Source organism: Streptomyces sp. 184 (assembly GCF_045781775.1).
Classification (GTDB): Bacteria; Actinomycetota; Actinomycetes; order Streptomycetales; family Streptomycetaceae; genus Streptomyces.
The window spans coordinates 2,038,405-2,055,587 of sequence record NZ_CP123230.1; the positions used below are offsets into that span (position 1 = coordinate 2,038,405).

The following is a 17,183-nucleotide window of genomic DNA, read 5'->3' on the forward strand; positions in this document are numbered from 1 at the left end:
CGCCTTCCGCGGCACGACACAGTCGGACGCGGGAGGTGGTGCCGGATGCCGAAGCAACGGCAGGCGCTCGGACGGTACGGGGAACGGGTCGCGGAGCGGCGGCTCGCCCAGGCGGGAATGACCGTCCTGGCGCGGAACTGGAGATGCCGCGACGGCGAGATCGACATCGTCGCGCTCGACGGCGAAGCCCTCGTCGTCTGCGAGGTCAAGACCAGACGCGAAGGCGGCTGGGAGCACCCGATGGCCGGCGTCCCGCCGGCCAAGGCCGAGCGGCTGCGCCGGCTCGCCGAGGTCTGGGCCCTGCGGCACGGCGGCGCCCCGCCGGGCGGCGTGCGGATCGACGTCGTCGGCGTGGTGCTGCCGGAGCGCGGCGCCCCCCGCGTCGAGCACGTACGGGGGGCCGCCTGATGGCCTTCGCCCGTACCTGCTCGGTCGCCCTCGTCGGCGTCGAAGGCGTCGTCGTCGAGGTCCAGGCCGACCTGGAGCCCGGCGTCGCCACGTTCACGCTGGTCGGGCTCCCCGACAAGAGCCTGACCGAAAGCCGCGACCGCGTGCGCGCCGCCGTCGTCAACTCCGGCGTCGACTGGCCGCAGAAGAAACTCACCGTCGGCCTCAGCCCCGCCGCCGTACCCAAATCCGGCAGCGGATTCGATTTAGGCATCGCCTGCGCGACCCTCGGCGCCGCCGGCCGCATCGCGCCCGACGCCCTCGCCGGGCTCGTCATGGTCGGCGAGCTGAGCCTCGACGGCCGCGTCCGGCCCGTGCCCGGCGTGCTGCCCGCCGTGCTCGCCGCGGCGGACGCCGGCTGCCGCCAGGTCGTCGTGCCCGAAGCCGCCGCCGGCGAGGCCGCCCTCGTCCCCGACGTCTCCGTCCTCGGCGTGCGCAGCCTGCGCCAGCTCATCGCCATCCTCAACGACGAGCCGCCCCCCGACGAACCCGCAGACCCCGAGACCACACCCACGGTCCCCTCGGCCCGCCTCGCCGTGCCCGGAGCCGGCTGGTGCACCCCGGCGGCCATCGGCCCCGGCGCGTACCGGCCCGACCTCGCCGACGTCGCCGGACAGCACACGGCCCGCTTCGCCCTCGAAGTCGCCGCCGCGGGCGGCCACCACCTCTACCTGAAAGGCCCGCCCGGAGCAGGCAAGACGATGCTCGCCGAACGGCTGCCCGGGCTGCTGCCGCCCCTGACGGAGACCGAGGCGCTCGAAGTGACCGCGATCCACTCCGTGGCCGGCACCCTGCCCCCCGGCCAGCCGCTCGTCGGCCAAGCCCCCTACGCCGCCCCGCACCACTCCGCGACGCTGCCCGCCCTCATCGGCGGCGGCAACGCCCTGCCCAAGCCCGGAGCGGTCTCCCTGGCACACCGAGGAGTGCTCTTTCTGGACGAAGCGCCCGAGTTCAGCGGGCGGATCCTCGACGCCCTCCGGCAGCCGCTGGAATCCGGACACGTCGTCGTGGCCCGAAGCGCGGGCGTCGTCCAGTTCCCCGCCCGCTTCCTCATGGTCCTCGCCGCCAACCCCTGCCCCTGCGGCCGCTTCGCCAGGCAGGGAGGCGGCTGCGAGTGCCCGCCCATGGCCATCCGGCGCTACCAGGGCCGGCTCACCGGCCCCCTCCTCGACCGCGTCGACCTCCGGGTCGCCGTGGACGCCGTCAGCCGCGCGGAGCTGTCGGCCGCCGGGGAGCGCGCCGAGTCCACCGCCGACGCCGCCGCCCGGGTGCAGGCCGCCCGCGCCCGCGCCGCCGCCCGCTACGCCGGCACCGCCTGGCGCACCAACGGCGAAGTCCCCGGCCACGAGCTGCGCCGCCGCTGGCACCCCGCCCCCGGCGTCCTCGCCCCGGTCGAACGCGACCTGGAGCGGGGCCTGCTCACCGCCCGCGGCCTCGACCGCGTCCTCCGCGTCGCCTGGAGCATCGCCGACCTCGCGGGACACGACCGACCGGGGCCGGAGGACGTGGCGGCGGCCCTGGAACTCCGCACGGGCGTCCCCCGAGGCGCCAGGACCCTTGCAGCTATGGAGCCCGTGGAATGAACACGACCCGGAAAGACGCATGGAAGCCGCGCAGCGGCCTGCCGAGCACTCCGCTGACGGGGCCGGCGGACGGGACGCCGGTCGGGACGCCGGTCGCGCCGTGGGCGTCGTCCGCGGCCGGCCCTGGCCCCCACGCGACGGGCGCAGCGAGGAGCCCGGCGGCGGGCGACGAGGGCCCGCTCCCACCCGACCCGGGCCCGCCATCGGCCGACGCCGACCCGCCGCCCGGGGGCCCGAGCCCGCCGCCGGCCGGGCCGTGCGGCCCGGTCGCCGGTCCGGCGCCGGGCACGGTGCGGGGCCCGGCGGCGTGGCCGGGGCCGGGCGGTGACGGCGGCGACCAGCCCGGGGCGCGTACCGGACCGGGGAGGGCGCCCGCAGCCGAGGCGCCTCCGCCCGCACCTGCCGGGGACCATGACGCCGAGCGCCTGGCGCGGGTGGCGCTGACCCGGCTCGTCGAGCCCGGGGACGAGATCGCCGGGCGGTGGCTGCGTACGCACGGGGCCGTCACACTGCTGCGCTGGGTGACCGGCGACGCCCCGCCGCCCTCGCCGGAGGCCGAATCCCGGCTCGCCCGGTACCGGCGCCGGCTCGGCGGACCCACCGCCGGGCAGGATCTCGCCGCCGCGGAGGCCGTGGGGGCGCGGTTCGTCTGCCCCGGCGACACCGAGTGGCCCCGGCAACTCGACGACCTCGCCGCCGCCCGGCCCATCGGCCTGTGGGTCCGCGGCCGCGCCGACCTGCGGCTGTGGGCGCTGAAGTCCGTCGCCCTCGTCGGCGCCCGCGCCTGCACCGAATACGGCGCACACGTCGCGGGGACCCTCGCCGACGGCCTCGCCCACGCCGGGTGGGCCGTCGTCTCCGGCGCCGCCTACGGCATCGACGCCGCCGCACACCGCGGCGCGCTCGCCGCCACCGGAGCCACCGTCGGCGTGCTGGCCTGCGGCGTCGACCGGGTCTACCCGCCCGGTCACGCCGAACTCCTCGGCCGCGTCGCCGAGCAGGGGCTGATCGTCGCCGAACTCGCCCCCGGCGACCACCCCACCCGGTCGCGGTTCCTCCTGCGCAACCGCGTCATGGCCGCGCTCACCCGCGGCACCGTCGTCGTCGAAGCCGAGCGCCGCAGCGGCTCCCTCGTCACCGCCCGCTGGGCACAGCGCCTCGGCCGCCCCACGATGGGCGTCCCCGGCCCGGTGACCTCGGGACTCTCCTCAGGAGTACACGAACTGCTGCGCGGCGAGGCGGAGCTGGTCACGGAGGCCGCCGAGGTCGTCGAACTGGTCGGCCGCATCGGAGCCGACCTCGCCCCGGCCCGCCGCGGCCCCGTCGTACCACGCGATCTGCTCCCGGTCGCCACCGCACGCGTGCTCGAAGCCGTCCCCGGAAGGGGTACGGCCCGGCCCGAACAGATCGCACAGGAAGCGGGCACGGAGCGCGACGAAGCCTTGGGCAGGCTTCATGAGCTGCAATCCCTCGGCTTCGTCGCCCGCGACGGCACCGGCTGGCGCCTGGCCCGGCGCTCCACTGAGCACCCCAAAAGGTGACGAGCCGTTCCTTGACCTGGGACGTTCGGGTGAAAGGGTGGGGGAGATGCAAACCGACCCCCACTCGGTGCCGCAGCGCCCGTCCCCCCGCTGTGACCTCCCGATAACCCGCAGGTGCGGTGCGCGGAACGCATCTGCGTACTCATGAAGAGCCGTCAGTCGCAGAATGCGACCGTACGGTCACGCTACGCTCGCGGAACGTTCCCTCACTCCCCACCGCTCCACCCTCCCCGCTCCCTCCCCACCCCACACCCGCTCCCCTCAGCCCACCCGAACCCAGTCCCCCACCAGAACGGTTCAAGGCGACGACGCATGCCCCAGCACATCTCCGGGTCCGACCGCGCCACCTCACGCACAGCACCCTCCTCGGTGGACGAGCTGTGGCGGTCGTACAAGGAGACGCGTGACGGCCGGCTGCGCGAGCAGCTCATCCTGCACTACTCCCCCCTGGTGAAGTACGTCGCCGGGCGCGTCAGCGTCGGCCTGCCGTCCAACGTCGAACAGGCCGACTTCGTCTCCTCCGGGGTCTTCGGACTCATCGACGCCATCGAGAAGTTCGACCCCGAACGCGCCATCAAGTTCGAGACGTACGCCATCACCCGCATCCGCGGCGCCATGATCGACGAACTGCGGGCGCTGGACTGGATCCCCCGCTCCGTACGGCAGAAGGCCCGGGCCGTCGAACGCGCCTACGCCACTCTCGAAGCCGCCCTCCGCCGCACCCCCACCGAAGCCGAGGTGGCCGCAGAGATGGGAATCCAGTTGGAGGAACTGCACGGGGTTTTCAGCCAGCTTTCCCTCGCCAACGTCGTCGCCCTCGAAGAACTGCTCCACGTCAGCTCCGACAACGGCGACCGCCTCAGCCTCATGGACACCCTGGAGGACACCGCCGCCGACAACCCCGTCGAGGTCGCCGAGGACCGCGAGCTGCGGCGGCTGCTCGCCCGGGCCGTCAACACCCTGCCCGACCGGGAGAAGACCGTGGTCACCCTCTACTACTACGAGGGCCTCACGCTCGCCGAGATCGGCCAGGTGCTCGGCGTCACCGAGAGCAGGGTGAGCCAGATCCACACCAAGTCCGTCCTTCAGTTGCGCGCGAAGCTGGCCGACTCCAGCGGCTGAACGGCTCCCGCGGTCTAAAGTTGGACCGTGCCGAAGATTCGAGCGGCCTCCGTGGCCGAGCACCGGACCATGCAGCACGGCGCGCTGCTCGACGCCGCGCGCGAACTCCTCGGCGAAGGCGGCACAGAAGCGCTGACCTTCGCCGCGCTCGCCGAGCGCACCGGCCTCGCGCGCTCGTCGGTGTACGAGTACTTCCGCAGCCGGGCCGCCGTGGTCGAGGAGCTGTGCGCCGTCGACTTCCCGCGCTGGGCCGCCGAGGTCGAAGCCGCCATGGAGCGCGCCGACACCCCCGAGGCGAAGGTCGAGGCGTACGTACGCACCCAGCTCGCGCTGGTCGGCGACCGCCGCCACCGGGCCGTCGTCGCGATCTCCGCCGGCGAACTCGACGCCGGCGCCCGGGAGAAGATCCGCGCCGCGCACGGCGGGCTGATCACCATGGTCGTCGAGGCCCTGGCGACCCTCGGCCACGACGAGCCCCGCCTCGCCGCCACCCTGCTCCAGGGTGTCGTCGACGCCGCCGTCCGCCGCACCGAACTCGGCGCCGACGACCCCGGGACCGTCGCCGACACCGCCGTCGCCGTGGCCCTCCACGGCGCCGCACGCTGACCGCGGTCGCGACCGCCCAGCCCGGGCCCGCCCGGCCCCCGGCGCGCCCGTGCCCCTGCCCCCGGCGCCGTCAGTCCCCGTCGGCCGGAGGCGGGAGGCCGAACACCGGCAGCAGCCGGGCATGCCCCGCCGTGAGCAGCCCGGGCGGCAGCAGGGACAGCGGGTCGAGATAGGACGAGCCGCGGCGCAGCCCCCAGTGGAGGCATCCCGCCGCGCAGTGGTACCCGCCGCCCTGTAGCCGCCCCACGACCTGACCGGCCTCGACCCTCGCCCCCCTGCGCACCGCGGGCACCACCGGCTCGTACGTCGTACGCAGGGGCGGGCGGCCCGTGCCCGGATGGTCGATGGCCAGCACCCCGCGCCCCGCCACCCGGCCCGCGAACGACACCCGCCCCGCCGCCGCGGCCCGCACCGGCTGCCCCGGCCCGGCGCGCAGATCGACCCCGCGGTGCCCCGGCCCGTACGGCGAACGCGGCGGCTCGAAACCCCGCTCCACCACCGGCCGCCCCCGCGCACCCCCGTCCACCGGCCACGCCACCTCACCGACTCCGGCGACCCCGCCGTGCGCCGCCTCTCCCGACGCCGGTGTCTCCCGTTCCCCCCGCCCCGCCCCCGCCCCCTCCCCACCCGCCTCCTCGTTGGTGCTGGTCGTCGTGAACGGGGGCGTCGGCCAGGTGCCCGCCGGCAGGGCCGCGGCGAGTCCGGCGCAGAGCCACGCGGCGAGCCCTGCGGAGAGCAGCCGGCGTGGCAGCCGTCCCGGCGCGTCCGCCGGTCGTCCCGTGGTGGCAGCCGCCCCGGTCTGCCCGCCGGCCGCGCGGCGGTCGCGTCGTCCGTTCATGGGGACAAGCTTGGCCGGGGGCAGGGGTGCTTGGGGATCATGGACGGATTCTGTGGATTACCGGCCGGTTGTGGACAACTTGCGCTCCGCACCCGGGCGACGGCCCCGCGGCGGGCTCCGTGGCGCAGGCGGGTGACGCCGTCCATTACACTTCTCGTGGCGACCCGGCTCTCCGGGTCGACTTCGCACGCCCCGCCACCTGTCTGAAGGTGGCCGCGTCACTCGGTCCCCCGGCTCCTCGCCGGAGGCGCGACGCGCAGGGGCGTCAGGAGCGGTGACCGGCCGGTCGTCGCGCACAACCGAGACCACGAGGAGTACGGCCATGGCCGTCGTCACGATGAGGGAGCTGCTGGAAAGCGGCGTCCACTTCGGGCACCAGACCCGCCGTTGGAACCCGAAGATGAAGCGCTTCATCTTCACCGAGCGCAACGGCATCTACATCATCGACCTCCTTCAGTCGCTGTCGTACATCGACCGCGCCTACGAGTTCGTGAAGGAGACCGTCGCGCACGGCGGCACCATCATGTTCGTGGGCACGAAGAAGCAGGCCCAGGAAGCCATCGCCGAGCAGGCCACCCGGGTCGGCATGCCGTATGTGAACCAGCGCTGGCTGGGCGGCATGCTCACCAACTTCTCCACGGTCCACAAGCGGCTCCAGCGCCTCAAGGAGCTGGAGGCCATCGACTTCGACGACGTGGCGGCCTCCGGCCTCACCAAGAAGGAACTGCTCGTCCTCTCCCGCGAGAAGACCAAGCTGGAGAAGACCCTCGGCGGCATCCGCGACATGCAGAAGGTGCCGAGCGCCGTCTGGATCGTGGACACGAAGAAGGAGCACATCGCCGTCGGCGAGGCGCGCAAGCTGCGCATCCCGGTCGTCGCGATCCTCGACACCAACTGCGACCCCGACGAGGTCGACTACAAGATCCCGGGCAACGACGACGCGATCCGCTCCGTCACGCTGCTGACCCGCGTCATCGCCGATGCCGTCGCCGAGGGCCTGATCGCCCGCTCCGGTGCCGCAGCCGGTGACGAGAAGGCCGTCAAGACCGACGCCGAGCCGCTCGCCGAGTGGGAGCGCGACCTGCTCGGCGGCGAGAAGGACGCCAAGGCCGCGAAGGACGCCCCGGTCGAGAAGACGGACGAGGCGGCGGCCGAGGCCGAGGTGCAGACCTCCGCCGAGACCGCCAAGGTCGCCGACGCCGAGCAGGCCGACGAGACCCCCGCGCCCGCCGCCACGGCCGCCGAGCAGGCCCCGGAGGCGACCGAGGCTGCCGAGACTGCTGAGACTGCCGAGGTCACTGACGCCGCGTCGGCGCCCGAGGCCGCCGAGTCCACCGAAGGCGCGCAGCCCTCCGGCGACTCCCCGCAGGTCTGACCCGCCCTATCCCAGTCACCGTCGAGAAGAGAAAACCACCGAATCATGGCGAACTTCACCGCCGCCGACGTCAAGAAGCTCCGGGAGCTCACCGGCGCCGGCATGATGGACTGCAAGAAGGCGCTGGAAGAGGCCGAGGGCGACGTCGACAAGGCCGTGGAGCTGCTCCGCGTCAAGGGCCAGAAGGGCGTAGCCAAGCGTGAGGGCCGTTCCGCCGAGAACGGCGCGGTCGTCTCCCTGATCGCCGACGACAACACCTCCGGTGTCCTGCTGGAGCTGAAGTGCGAGACCGACTTCGTCGCCAAGGGCGACAAGTTCCTCGCCGTCGCCAACGCGCTCGCGGAGCACGTCGCGGCCACCAAGCCCGCCGACCTGGAGGCGCTGCTCGCCTCCGACCTCGACGGCAAGACCGTCCAGACGTACGTGGACGAGGCCAACGCCTCCCTCGGCGAGAAGATCGTCCTCGACCGCTTCGCGCGGTTCGAAGGCGCCTACGTCGGCACGTACATGCACCGCACCTCGCCGGACCTGCCGCCGCAGGTCGGTGTGCTCGTCGAGCTGGACAAGGCCGACCCGCAGACGGCCAAGGAGGTGGCACAGCACATCGCCGCCTTCGCGCCGCGCTGGCTCTCCCGCGAGGACGTCCCGGCCGACACGGTGGAGGACGAGCGCCGTGTCGCCGAGGCCACTTCCCGCGAGGAAGGCAAGCCGGAGGCCGCGCTGCCCAAGATCGTCGAGGGCCGCGTGAACGGCTTCTTCAAGGAGAACGTGCTGCTGGACCAGCCGTTCGCCAAGGACAACAAGAAGTCGGTGCAGAAGGTGCTCGGCGAGGCGGGAGTACAGGTGACCCGCTTCGCGCGCATCCGCGTCGGCGCCTGAGCACCGGCGCCACCGGCGTGCACGGTGCCGCCCGGCGCGCGCAAGCGCGACCGGACGGCACACGCCGCCGTACGACGCGCGCCGCGGCGCGCGTCGCCACGGCGAACGGTGCGCACGGTGTGCGGCGAACGGCCGCCGGCCCCGCTAGGGTCGGGTTGAGTTCTATGCGGCCGGTGCGGGCAACCGCCGCCGGGCCGCGGAAGTGACGAGGAGGCCATTGCCGGGAACGGGTCCATGAGAACCCCACGGCGATGGCCTCCTTCGCATGCGCACGAGGAGACTTCATGAACGAGGACGCCGACGCGGACCACGGCCACCAGGAGAAGGCGGACCACGGCCACCAAACGAAACGGGACAGCGCACGCTTCCTGCTGAAGCTGTCCGGCGAGGCGTTCTCCGGAGGCGGGGATCTCGGCGTCGACCCGGACGTCGTGCACGCCATCGCCCGCGAGGTCGCCGCCGTCGTCCGCGACGGGTACGAGATCGCGGTGGTGATCGGCGGCGGCAACTTCTTCCGCGGCGCCGAACTACAGCAGCGCGGCATGGACCGGGCCCGCTCCGACTACATGGGCATGCTCGGCACGGTCATGAACTGCCTCGCCCTCCAGGACTTCCTGGAGAAGGAGGGCATCGACTCCCGGGTGCAGACGGCGATCACCATGGGCCAGGTCGCCGAGCCGTACATCCCGCTGCGCGCCATCCGGCACATGCAGAAGGGCCGCGTCGTCATCTTCGGCGCCGGCATGGGCATGCCCTACTTCTCGACGGACACCACCGCCGCGCAGCGCGCCCTGGAGATCCACGCCGAGGCCCTGCTCATGGGCAAGAACGGCGTCGACGGGGTCTACGACGCCGACCCCAAGAAGAACCCCGACGCGGTGAAGTTCGACGCGCTCGAATACGGGGAGGTCATCACCCGTGACCTCAAGGTCGCCGATGCCACGGCCGTCACCCTGTGCCGCGACAACGAACTGCCGATCCTCGTCTTCGAACTGCTGAAGGAGGGCAACATCGCCCGGGCGGTACGGGGTGAGAAGATCGGTACGCTCGTGAGCGCGCACGGCAGCCGGGTCTGAGGGATGGACAACGGCCTGCCGGTCGGACACCGTGCAGGCATGGTACGGGCGGACGGGTCGCATACTCCCGATCCGCTCACGGAAGAGACCAGGAGCCAGTGGTGATCGAAGAGACCCTCCTCGAAGCCGAGGAGAAGATGGAGAAGGCCGTCGTGGTCGCCAAGGACGACTTCGCCGCGATCCGCACCGGGCGGGCGCATCCGGCGATGTTCAACAAGATCACGGCGGATTACTACGGTGCCCAGACACCCATCAACCAACTGGCGTCGTTCTCGGTGCCGGAGCCGCGGATGGCGGTGGTGACACCGTTCGACAAGACCGCCCTGCGCAACATCGAGCAGGCGATCCGGGACTCCGACCTCGGCGTCAACCCGTCCAACGACGGCAACATCATCCGGGTGGTCTTCCCGCAGCTCACCGAGGAGCGCCGCAAGGAGTTCATCAAGGTCGCCAAGGCCAAGGGCGAGGACGCGCGGATCGCCATCCGCTCCGTACGCCGCAAGGCCAAGGAGGCCATCGACAAGGCCATCAAGGACGGCGACATCGGCGAGGACGAGGGCCGCCGCGGCGAGAAGGAGCTCGACGACACCACCCACAAGTACGTGGCCCAGGTCGACGAGCTGCTCAAGCACAAGGAAGCAGAGCTGCTCGAGGTCTGATGAACGACTCCTCCAGGGGGGCCCCGGCGGGTCCCGTGTACGGCGGGGGTGAAAGGGCGCAGACTCCGCGCATGCCCATCGTGTCCGGGGACGCCCCTGCCGACGAACCCTCCCCAGGTCCCTCCGGGGGACCAGGCGTCCCGGGCGACGCCCCCTCCGCGCCGCCGCCCGCCCCCAGACGGCGCCGCGGCGGCCGGGACCTCGGCGCCGCCATAGGCGTCGGGCTCGGCCTCGGCGCCATCGTGCTGGCCACGCTGTTCGTCGTGAAAGTGCTCTTCCTCGGCGTCATCGTCGCCGCCGTCGCGGTCGGACTGTGGGAGCTGACGTCGCGGCTGACGGAGTGCCGCGGCATCCGCACACCGCTGGTGCCGCTGGTGCTCGGCGGCGTCGCGATGATCGTCGCCGGATACGCGCGCGGCGCCGAAGGCGCCGGGGCGGCACTCGCGCTGACCGCCCTCGCCGTCCCCGTCTGGCGGCTGAAGGGCCCCGCGGAGGACTACCTCCGCGACGTCACCGCCGGCGTCTTCGCCGCGTTCTACGTGCCCTTCCTCGCCGCCTTCGTCGCGCTGATGCTCTCCGCGGACGACGACGGGCCGCAGCGGGTGCTGACGTTCCTGATCCTCACGGTCATCAGCGACACCGGCGCGTACGCCGTGGGCTACAAGTTCGGCCGCCACAAACTCGCCCCGCGCATCAGCCCCGGCAAGACCCGCGAGGGCCTGGGCGGCGCGCTGGCCTTCGCGATGGCGGCGGGCGCGGTGTGCATGGAACTCCTCGTCGACGACGGCCGCTGGTGGCAGGGCCTCCTGCTGGGCGCCGCGGCAGCCGCCAGCGCCACGCTCGGCGACCTCGCCGAGTCGATGATCAAACGGGACCTCGGCATCAAGGACATGGGCACGCTGCTCCCCGGCCACGGGGGGATCATGGACCGGCTGGACTCGCTGCTGCCCACGGCGCCGGTGGTCTGGCTGCTGATGGTGATCTTCGTCGGCACGGGCTGACCTTCCCCCTCGTTCGGTTTCGGGGAGAGCCGAAACACCTGGAGCCGCCCCGCGTGGGCGGGCCACGGTGGTGACGGATGTCCGCGAACGTAGGGGGAGTTCCATGAGGATCAGGCACATGACGGCACGGGCGGCGGCGGTGGCGCTGCTGGCGACCGGAGGCATGGCGGCGGCCACCGCCACGGCGGCGGCGGGCGACACCGACGGTGCGCCCGGGGGTGCGGGTACGGCGCCGCTGCTGGACTGGGAGGGCACCGACAGGATCGCGCCCGCCGAACACGAATGGGGCGTCGCGCCGCTGGGCGACGACCACGGGTCGCCCACCATCGGGCTGATGCGGGCGAACCAGGGCATCTGGGGGTGACGCAGGCGCAGGCGAATCCGTCTGCGACGCTGGCGCGGAATTGACGGAAATGCCCGATCCGGCGAAAGTTATGGAAACGGGCTGCCTGCGCCGGAAAGGATGCAGGTCAAAGAGAGTGCTCCCCGCACCCGCGGGGATGGTCCCTCGGACCCGGAAGACCCTCTGCTGGCCGTCGTGTGCTCCCCGCACCCGCGGGGATGGTCCCCGGTTCTGCTGCATGTCACCGAGCGCCGCGCGGTGCTCCCCGCACCCGCGGGGATGGTCCCTGCGTCATGCCGTGCATGCGTACGCCGAACTTGCGCTCCCCGCGCCCGCGGGGATGGTCCCGCGGGGATGGTTGCCAACCCCATCACGTTGATGTGGCCCCCACCCCCGCCGGGGCAGGACACCGGTTTTCGTCTGCGACACTGGTAGCGCTATGCCCAAGCCAGGAGAGCTCACCTTCGCCGCCCCCCGTGCCGCCAAGAAGCCGCCGCGGCACCTTGCCGACCTCACGCCCGCCGAGCGCCGCGAGGCCGTGGTGGAGCTGGGGGAGAAGCCGTTTCGTGCCGCGCAGCTTTCGCGGCACTACTTCGCGCGCTACGTCACCGATCCGGACGGCTGGACCGACGTGCCGGCCGGGGCCCGGGCGAAGCTCGCCGAAGGGCTGCTGCCCGAGCTGATGACCGTCGTACGACATCTGAGCTGCGACGGCGACACCACCCGCAAGACCCTGTGGCGGCTCTTCGACGGCACGCTGGTCGAGTCGGTGCTCATGCGCTACCCCGACCGCGTCACCATGTGCATCTCCTCCCAGGCCGGCTGCGGGATGAACTGCCCGTTCTGCGCCACCGGCCAGGCGGGGCTCACCCGCAACCTGTCCACCGCCGAGATCGTCCACCAGATCGTCGACGGCATGCGCGCCCTGCGCGACGGCGAGGTGCCCGGGGGACCCGCGCGGCTGTCCAACATCGTCTTCATGGGCATGGGCGAGCCGCTGGCGAACTACAACCGCGTGCTGGCCGCCATACGCCGCCTCACCGACCCCGAGCCCGACGGCCTCGGCCTCTCCCAGCGCGGGATCACCGTCTCCACCGTCGGCCTCGTGCCCGCCATGCACCGCCTCGCCGACGAGGGCCTGAAGTGCCGCCTCGCGGTCTCCCTGCACGCGCCCGACGACGAGCTGCGCGACACCCTCGTGCCCGTCAACACCCGCTGGAAGGTCCGCGAGGTCCTCGACGCCGCCTGGGAGTACTCCGCACGCTCCGGCCGCCGCGTCTCCATCGAGTACGCGCTGATCAAGGACATCAACGACCAGGCGTGGCGCGCCGACCTCCTCGGCCGCCTCCTCAAGGGCCGCCGCGCCCACGTCAACCTCATCCCGCTCAACCCCACCCCCGGCTCCAAGTGGACCGCCTCCCGGCCCGAGGACGAGCGGGCGTTCGTCGCCGCGCTGGAGGCCCACGGCGTGCCCGTGACCGTGCGCGACACCCGCGGCCAGGAGATCGAGGGGGCCTGCGGGCAGCTCGCGGCCTCCGCGGCCGAGGCACCCGCCTGATACCGTTCACGTGTACATACCGACAGGGGAGCGCTCGCAGCGCTGAGAGTGCGGCACCGTCCAGGCCGCAGACCCTCGAACCTCGCCCAGGTCATTCTGGGTAGGAAGTTCGGTCGACACTCTGCTGCTGCCCGGGCTGCCCGCACGCCACGAAAGCAGCCCGATGAAGCGCATCGTCACCACCGCCCTGGCCGCGTCCCTCGCCCTGGGGCTGGCCGCCTGCGGCTCTGACTCCGGCGACGGATCCGGGTCCGGCTCGGGCGACAAGAGCGTCACCCTCGTCACCCACGACTCCTTCGCCGTCTCCGACGACGTCCTCAAGGCGTTCGAGAAACAGTCGGGATACAAGGTCGACATCCTCAAGGGCAAGGACGCCGGCTCCGCCGTCAACCAGGCGGTCCTGTCCAAGGACAACCCCCAGGGCGACGTCTTCTTCGGCATCGACAACACCCTGCTCTCCCGCGGCCTCGACAACGGGATCTTCACCCCGTACGAGGCGAAGGGGCTGGACCGCATCCCCGAGGAACTCCAGCTCGACGCCGGTGAGCACCGCGTCACCCCCGTCGACTACGGCGACGTGTGCGTCAACTACGACCGCGCCTGGTTCGAGGAGAAGAACCTCGACCCGCCGCAGACCTTCGACGACCTCGCCGACCCCCGCTACAAGGACCTCCTCGTCACCGAGAACGCCGCCACCTCCTCCCCGGGCCTGGCCTTCCTCCTCGCCACCGCCGACGAGTACGGCGCCGAGGGCTGGGAGGACTACTGGAGCGACCTGCGCGACAACGGCGTCGAGGTCGTCGACGGCTGGGAGCAGGCGTACTACGAGCGCTTCTCCGGCGCCGGCAAGGGCGACAAGCCGCTCGTCGTCTCGTACGCCTCCAGCCCGCCCGTCCTCGACATGGAGTCCAAGCCGGCGGAAGCCACCACCGGCGTGTCCACCGGCACCTGCTTCCGCCAGATCGAGTTCGCCGGGCTGCTCGCGAACGCCGGCAACCCCGAAGGCGGCAAGGCGCTCCTCGACTTCCTCATCGGCGAGCGGTTCCAGCAGGACATGCCGCTGAAGATGTTCGTCCACCCGGCGCGCGAGAACACCGAACTGCCCGAGGTGTTCACCCGCTACGGCGAGGAGATCGACGACCCGCACACCCTCGACCCTGCGGACATCGACGACAACCGGGAGCAGTGGATCAAGACGTGGACCTCGCTGGTCGTGAAGTAACCCGCGCCGCCGGCCCCGGCCCGTCCGCGCCCCCGCCGGCCGCGGGCCGCCGCCGGCTGCGCGGGGCCGCCGGGCGGCTCGCGCTCATGGCCGTCCCCGCCGCGTTCTTCGCGGTCTTCTTCGCCTACCCCGTCGGCGCCATCGTCGCCCGCGGGCTGCGCGAGGACGGCCGCTGGCAGCTCGGCCGCATCCCCGACGTCATCGGCGACCCCGACATCCTCGGCGTCGTCTGGTTCACGCTCTGGCAGGCCGCCGCCTCCACCGGGCTCACCCTCGTCCTCGCGCTGCCCGCCGCGTACGTCTTCGCCCGCTTCGACTTCCCCGGCAAGCAACTCCTGCGCGCCCTGGTCACCGTGCCGTTCGTGATGCCCACCGTCGTCGTCGGCTCCGCGTTCCTCGCCCTCCTCGGCCGCGGCGGCGTCCTCGACGGCTGGTGGGGCGTACGCCTGGACACCACCGTCTGGGCCATCCTCCTCGCCCACGTCTTCTTCAACTTCGCCGTCGTCGTACGGACCGTCGGCGGCCTGTGGGCCCAGCTCGACCCCCGCCAGGAAGAAGCCGCCCGCGTCCTGGGCGCCGGCCGCCTCGCCGCCTGGCGGCACGTCACCCTGCCCGCGCTCGGGCCCGCCGTCGCCGCCGCGGCCCTCATGGTCTTCCTCTTCACCTTCACGTCCTTCGGGATCATCCAGATCCTCGGCGGCCCCTACTACGCCACCCTCGAAGTGGAGATCTACCGCCAGACCGCGGACTTCCTCGACCTGCCCACCGCCGCCGTCCTCACCCTCCTCCAACTCGCCGCCGTCGCCGCCGTCCTGGCCGTGCACGCCTGGACCGTACGCCGCCGGGAGACCGCGCTCAGCCTCGTCGCCCCCGAGACCACCGCCCGCCGCCCCCGCGGCGCCGCCGAACGCGCCCTGCTCGGCGCCGTCCTCACCGTCGTCGCCGTGCTGCTCCTCGTCCCGCTCGCCGTCCTCGTCGAACGCTCCTTCGCCACCCCCGGCGGCCACGGCCTCGGCTTCTACCGCGCGCTCCAGGAGAGCGACGGCACCTTCGCCGTCCCGCCGCTGGAAGCCGTCGGCAACTCCCTCGCCTACGCCGCCGTCGCCACCGTCATCGCCGTCGTCGTCGGCGGCCTCGCCGCCGCCGCGGTCACCCGCCGCGCCGGGCCCCTCGTCCGCGGCTTCGACGCGCTGCTGATGCTGCCGCTGGGCACCTCCGCCGTCACCGTCGGCTTCGGCTTCCTCATCGCCCTCGACACCCCGCCGCTCGACCTCCGCTCCTCCTGGATCCTCGTGCCGCTCGCGCAGGCGCTGGTCGGCGTTCCCTTCGTCGTACGGACCATGCTGCCCGTGCTCCGCGCCGTCGACGACCGGCTGCGGGAAGCCGCCGCCGTCCTCGGCGCGTCCCCGCTGCGGGCCTGGCGGGAGGTCGACCTGCCGCTGGTGTGGCGGGCCGTGCTCGTCGCCGCCGGGTTCGCCTTCGCCGTCTCCCTCGGCGAGTTCGGCGCGACCGTCTTCATCGCCGGACCCGACCGGCCCACACTGCCCGTCGCCGTCGCCCGCCTCCTCGGCCGCGCCGGCGAGACCAACTACGGGCAGGCGATGGCGCTGAGCACCATCCTCATGGCCGTGTGCGCGGCGGCGCTGCTGCTCCTCGAACGTGTCCGCAAGAACCAGGCGGGAGAGTTCTGATGCTCGTACTCGACGACCTCACCGTGCGCTACGGCGACCGCACCGCGGTCGCCGGGGTCGGCCTCGACGTCGCGGACCACGAGATCGTCAGCGTCCTCGGGCCCAGCGGCAGCGGCAAGTCCACGCTGCTTCGGGCCGTGGCCGGGCTCCAGCCCGTCGCCGGCGGGCGCGTGCTGCTCGCCGGGCGGGACCTCGCGGGGGTGCCGGCGCACCGGCGGGGGGTCGGGCTGATGTTCCAGGACCAGCAGTTGTTCCCGCACCGCGACGTCGGCGGGAACGTGGCCTTCGGGCTGCGCATGCACGGGGCCTCGCGGGCGGCGGCCCGCGAGCGGGTCGCCGAACTCCTCGCGCTCGTCGGCCTGCCCGGGGCGGAGGGACGCGCCGTGGGCGCGCTGTCCGGCGGGGAGCAGCAGCGGGTGGCGCTGGCGCGGGCGCTGGCGCCGTCGCCGCAGCTGCTGATGCTGGACGAGCCGCTGGGGCAGTTGGACCGCTCGCTGCGGGAGCGGCTGGTGGTGGAGCTGCGCCAGCTCTTCGGGCGGCTGGGGACGACGGTGCTGGCGGTCACGCACGACCAGGGGGAGGCGTTCGCGCTGGCGGACCGGGTGGTGGTGATGCGGGAGGGGCGCATCGCGCAGAGCGGCACGCCGGTGGAGGTGTGGGAGCGGCCCGCGGACGAGTTCGTGGCGCGGTTCCTGGGGTTCGCCAACGTGGTGCGGGGCACGGTGCACGGGGCGGTGGCGGACACGCCGTGGGGGAAGGTGGGGGTGCCCGCCGCCTCGGCGCCGGGGGAGCGGTCGCTGCTGGTACGGCCTGCGGGGGTGCGGGTGCTCCCGGCGGGGTCGGGGCTGGGCTGCGAGGTGGTGGGGCGGACGTTCCGGGGGGAGCACGTGCTGCTGGCGCTGCGGCCGGAGCGGGGGCCGGGGCTGGAGTCGTCGGTGGCGCTGCGGGGGGCGCCGGAGGTGGGGGACAGGGTGGGGGTGGAGTTCGCGGCGTCGGAGGTGGTGGTGCTGGGAGGTTGAGGGATGGGTGCGGGTGCGGATGCGCGGGTGCGGGTGCGGGCGTGGGCGTGGGCGTTGGTGCGGGGCCCTGGCCGGTGTCGGGGCGGGGGGTGTTCCCCGACCCCGCCCCTTCCCGAAACCCGGGGGCTCCGCCCCCGAGGCCCCCGCGGGGCTGCGCCCCGGCCCCCGCGCGGGCAGTGCGGGCCGGCTCTGCCTCCGGGCCCCGCGGGCTGTGACTCGACCC

General features: G+C 73.3%; 16 protein-coding genes and 1 riboswitch. Of the genes, 15 read left to right on the forward strand and 1 reads right to left on the reverse strand.

The genetic code is table 11. The features are described 5' to 3' along the window. Positions 1–45: 45 nt before the first annotated feature. From QBL21_RS08855 to QBL21_RS08875, 5 genes are all read left to right on the forward strand, one after another. On the forward strand, positions 46–408 hold the full coding sequence (locus QBL21_RS08855) for a YraN family protein (RefSeq protein ID WP_407561463.1): 363 nt from the start codon (positions 46–48) through the stop codon (positions 406–408). After that, positions 408–2,030, forward strand: a complete 1,623-nt coding sequence (locus QBL21_RS08860; protein ID WP_407561464.1) for a YifB family Mg chelatase-like AAA ATPase — start codon at positions 408–410, stop codon at positions 2,028–2,030. Before QBL21_RS08855 ends, QBL21_RS08860 begins: the two co-directional genes overlap by 1 nt. Before the next feature lie 425 nt (positions 2,031–2,455). Then, positions 2,456–3,571, forward strand: a complete 1,116-nt coding sequence (dprA, locus tag QBL21_RS08865) for a DNA-processing protein DprA (RefSeq protein ID WP_407566355.1) — start codon at positions 2,456–2,458, stop codon at positions 3,569–3,571. Between the two features lie 312 nt (positions 3,572–3,883). Continuing rightward, positions 3,884–4,693: an RNA polymerase sigma factor WhiG gene (gene whiG, locus QBL21_RS08870; protein WP_407561465.1), complete on the forward strand. Its 810-nt coding sequence runs from the start codon at positions 3,884–3,886 to the stop codon at positions 4,691–4,693. A gap of 51 nt (positions 4,694–4,744) precedes the next feature. After that, positions 4,745–5,299 (forward strand): TetR/AcrR family transcriptional regulator, encoded by a 555-nt coding sequence (locus QBL21_RS08875; RefSeq protein ID WP_407566356.1) that lies wholly within the window; start codon positions 4,745–4,747, stop codon positions 5,297–5,299. Between the two features lie 70 nt (positions 5,300–5,369). Here the strand turns inward: QBL21_RS08875 and QBL21_RS08880 are convergent, their stop codons facing one another. Continuing rightward, positions 5,370–6,137, reverse strand: coding sequence for a murein hydrolase activator EnvC family protein (locus QBL21_RS08880; RefSeq protein ID WP_407561466.1), 768 nt, complete (start codon positions 6,135–6,137; stop codon positions 5,370–5,372). Positions 6,138–6,459: 322 nt separating this feature from the next. Between QBL21_RS08880 and rpsB the strand changes: the two genes are divergently transcribed. The 10 genes from rpsB (at position 6,460) to QBL21_RS08930 (ending at position 16,960) form a co-directional block, all read left to right on the forward strand. After that, complete coding sequence (rpsB, locus tag QBL21_RS08885; protein WP_407561467.1) at positions 6,460–7,512, forward strand: 30S ribosomal protein S2; 1,053 nt, start codon at positions 6,460–6,462, stop codon at positions 7,510–7,512. 45 nt (positions 7,513–7,557) lie between these two features. Further along, the gene (gene tsf, locus QBL21_RS08890; protein ID WP_407561468.1) at positions 7,558–8,391 is read left to right on the forward strand and encodes a translation elongation factor Ts; all 834 of its coding nucleotides are present in this window, start codon (positions 7,558–7,560) and stop codon (positions 8,389–8,391) included. Between the two features lie 284 nt (positions 8,392–8,675). Further along, positions 8,676–9,467 carry a UMP kinase gene (gene pyrH / locus QBL21_RS08895; RefSeq protein WP_407561469.1) on the forward strand — a complete coding sequence of 264 codons (792 nt, stop codon included), beginning with the start codon at positions 8,676–8,678 and terminating at the stop codon, positions 9,465–9,467. A gap of 101 nt (positions 9,468–9,568) precedes the next feature. Then, entirely contained in the window at positions 9,569–10,126 is a 558-nt protein-coding gene (frr, locus tag QBL21_RS08900) for a ribosome recycling factor (protein ID WP_407561470.1), read from the forward strand. A gap of 71 nt (positions 10,127–10,197) precedes the next feature. Then, entirely contained in the window at positions 10,198–11,127 is a 930-nt protein-coding gene (locus tag QBL21_RS08905; RefSeq protein ID WP_407561471.1) for a phosphatidate cytidylyltransferase, read from the forward strand. A 103-nt stretch (positions 11,128–11,230) separates the two neighbouring features. Beyond that, positions 11,231–11,491: a hypothetical protein gene (locus tag QBL21_RS08910; RefSeq protein ID WP_407561472.1), complete on the forward strand. Its 261-nt coding sequence runs from the start codon at positions 11,231–11,233 to the stop codon at positions 11,489–11,491. A 418-nt stretch (positions 11,492–11,909) separates the two neighbouring features. Further along, positions 11,910–13,028, forward strand: coding sequence for a 23S rRNA (adenine(2503)-C(2))-methyltransferase RlmN (gene rlmN / locus QBL21_RS08915; RefSeq protein ID WP_407561473.1), 1,119 nt, complete (start codon positions 11,910–11,912; stop codon positions 13,026–13,028). A gap of 14 nt (positions 13,029–13,042) precedes the next feature. After that, positions 13,043–13,153: riboswitch (TPP riboswitch) on the forward strand. A gap of 38 nt (positions 13,154–13,191) precedes the next feature. After that, positions 13,192–14,250, forward strand: a complete 1,059-nt coding sequence (locus QBL21_RS08920) for a thiamine ABC transporter substrate binding subunit (RefSeq protein ID WP_407561474.1) — start codon at positions 13,192–13,194, stop codon at positions 14,248–14,250. Positions 14,251–14,336: 86 nt separating this feature from the next. Then, entirely contained in the window at positions 14,337–15,941 is a 1,605-nt protein-coding gene (locus tag QBL21_RS08925) for an ABC transporter permease (RefSeq protein WP_407566357.1), read from the forward strand. Continuing rightward, positions 15,941–16,960 (forward strand): ABC transporter ATP-binding protein, encoded by a 1,020-nt coding sequence (locus QBL21_RS08930; RefSeq protein WP_407561475.1) that lies wholly within the window; start codon positions 15,941–15,943, stop codon positions 16,958–16,960. The genes QBL21_RS08925 and QBL21_RS08930 overlap by 1 nt, the downstream gene beginning before the upstream one ends. Positions 16,961–17,183 lie beyond the last annotated feature (223 nt).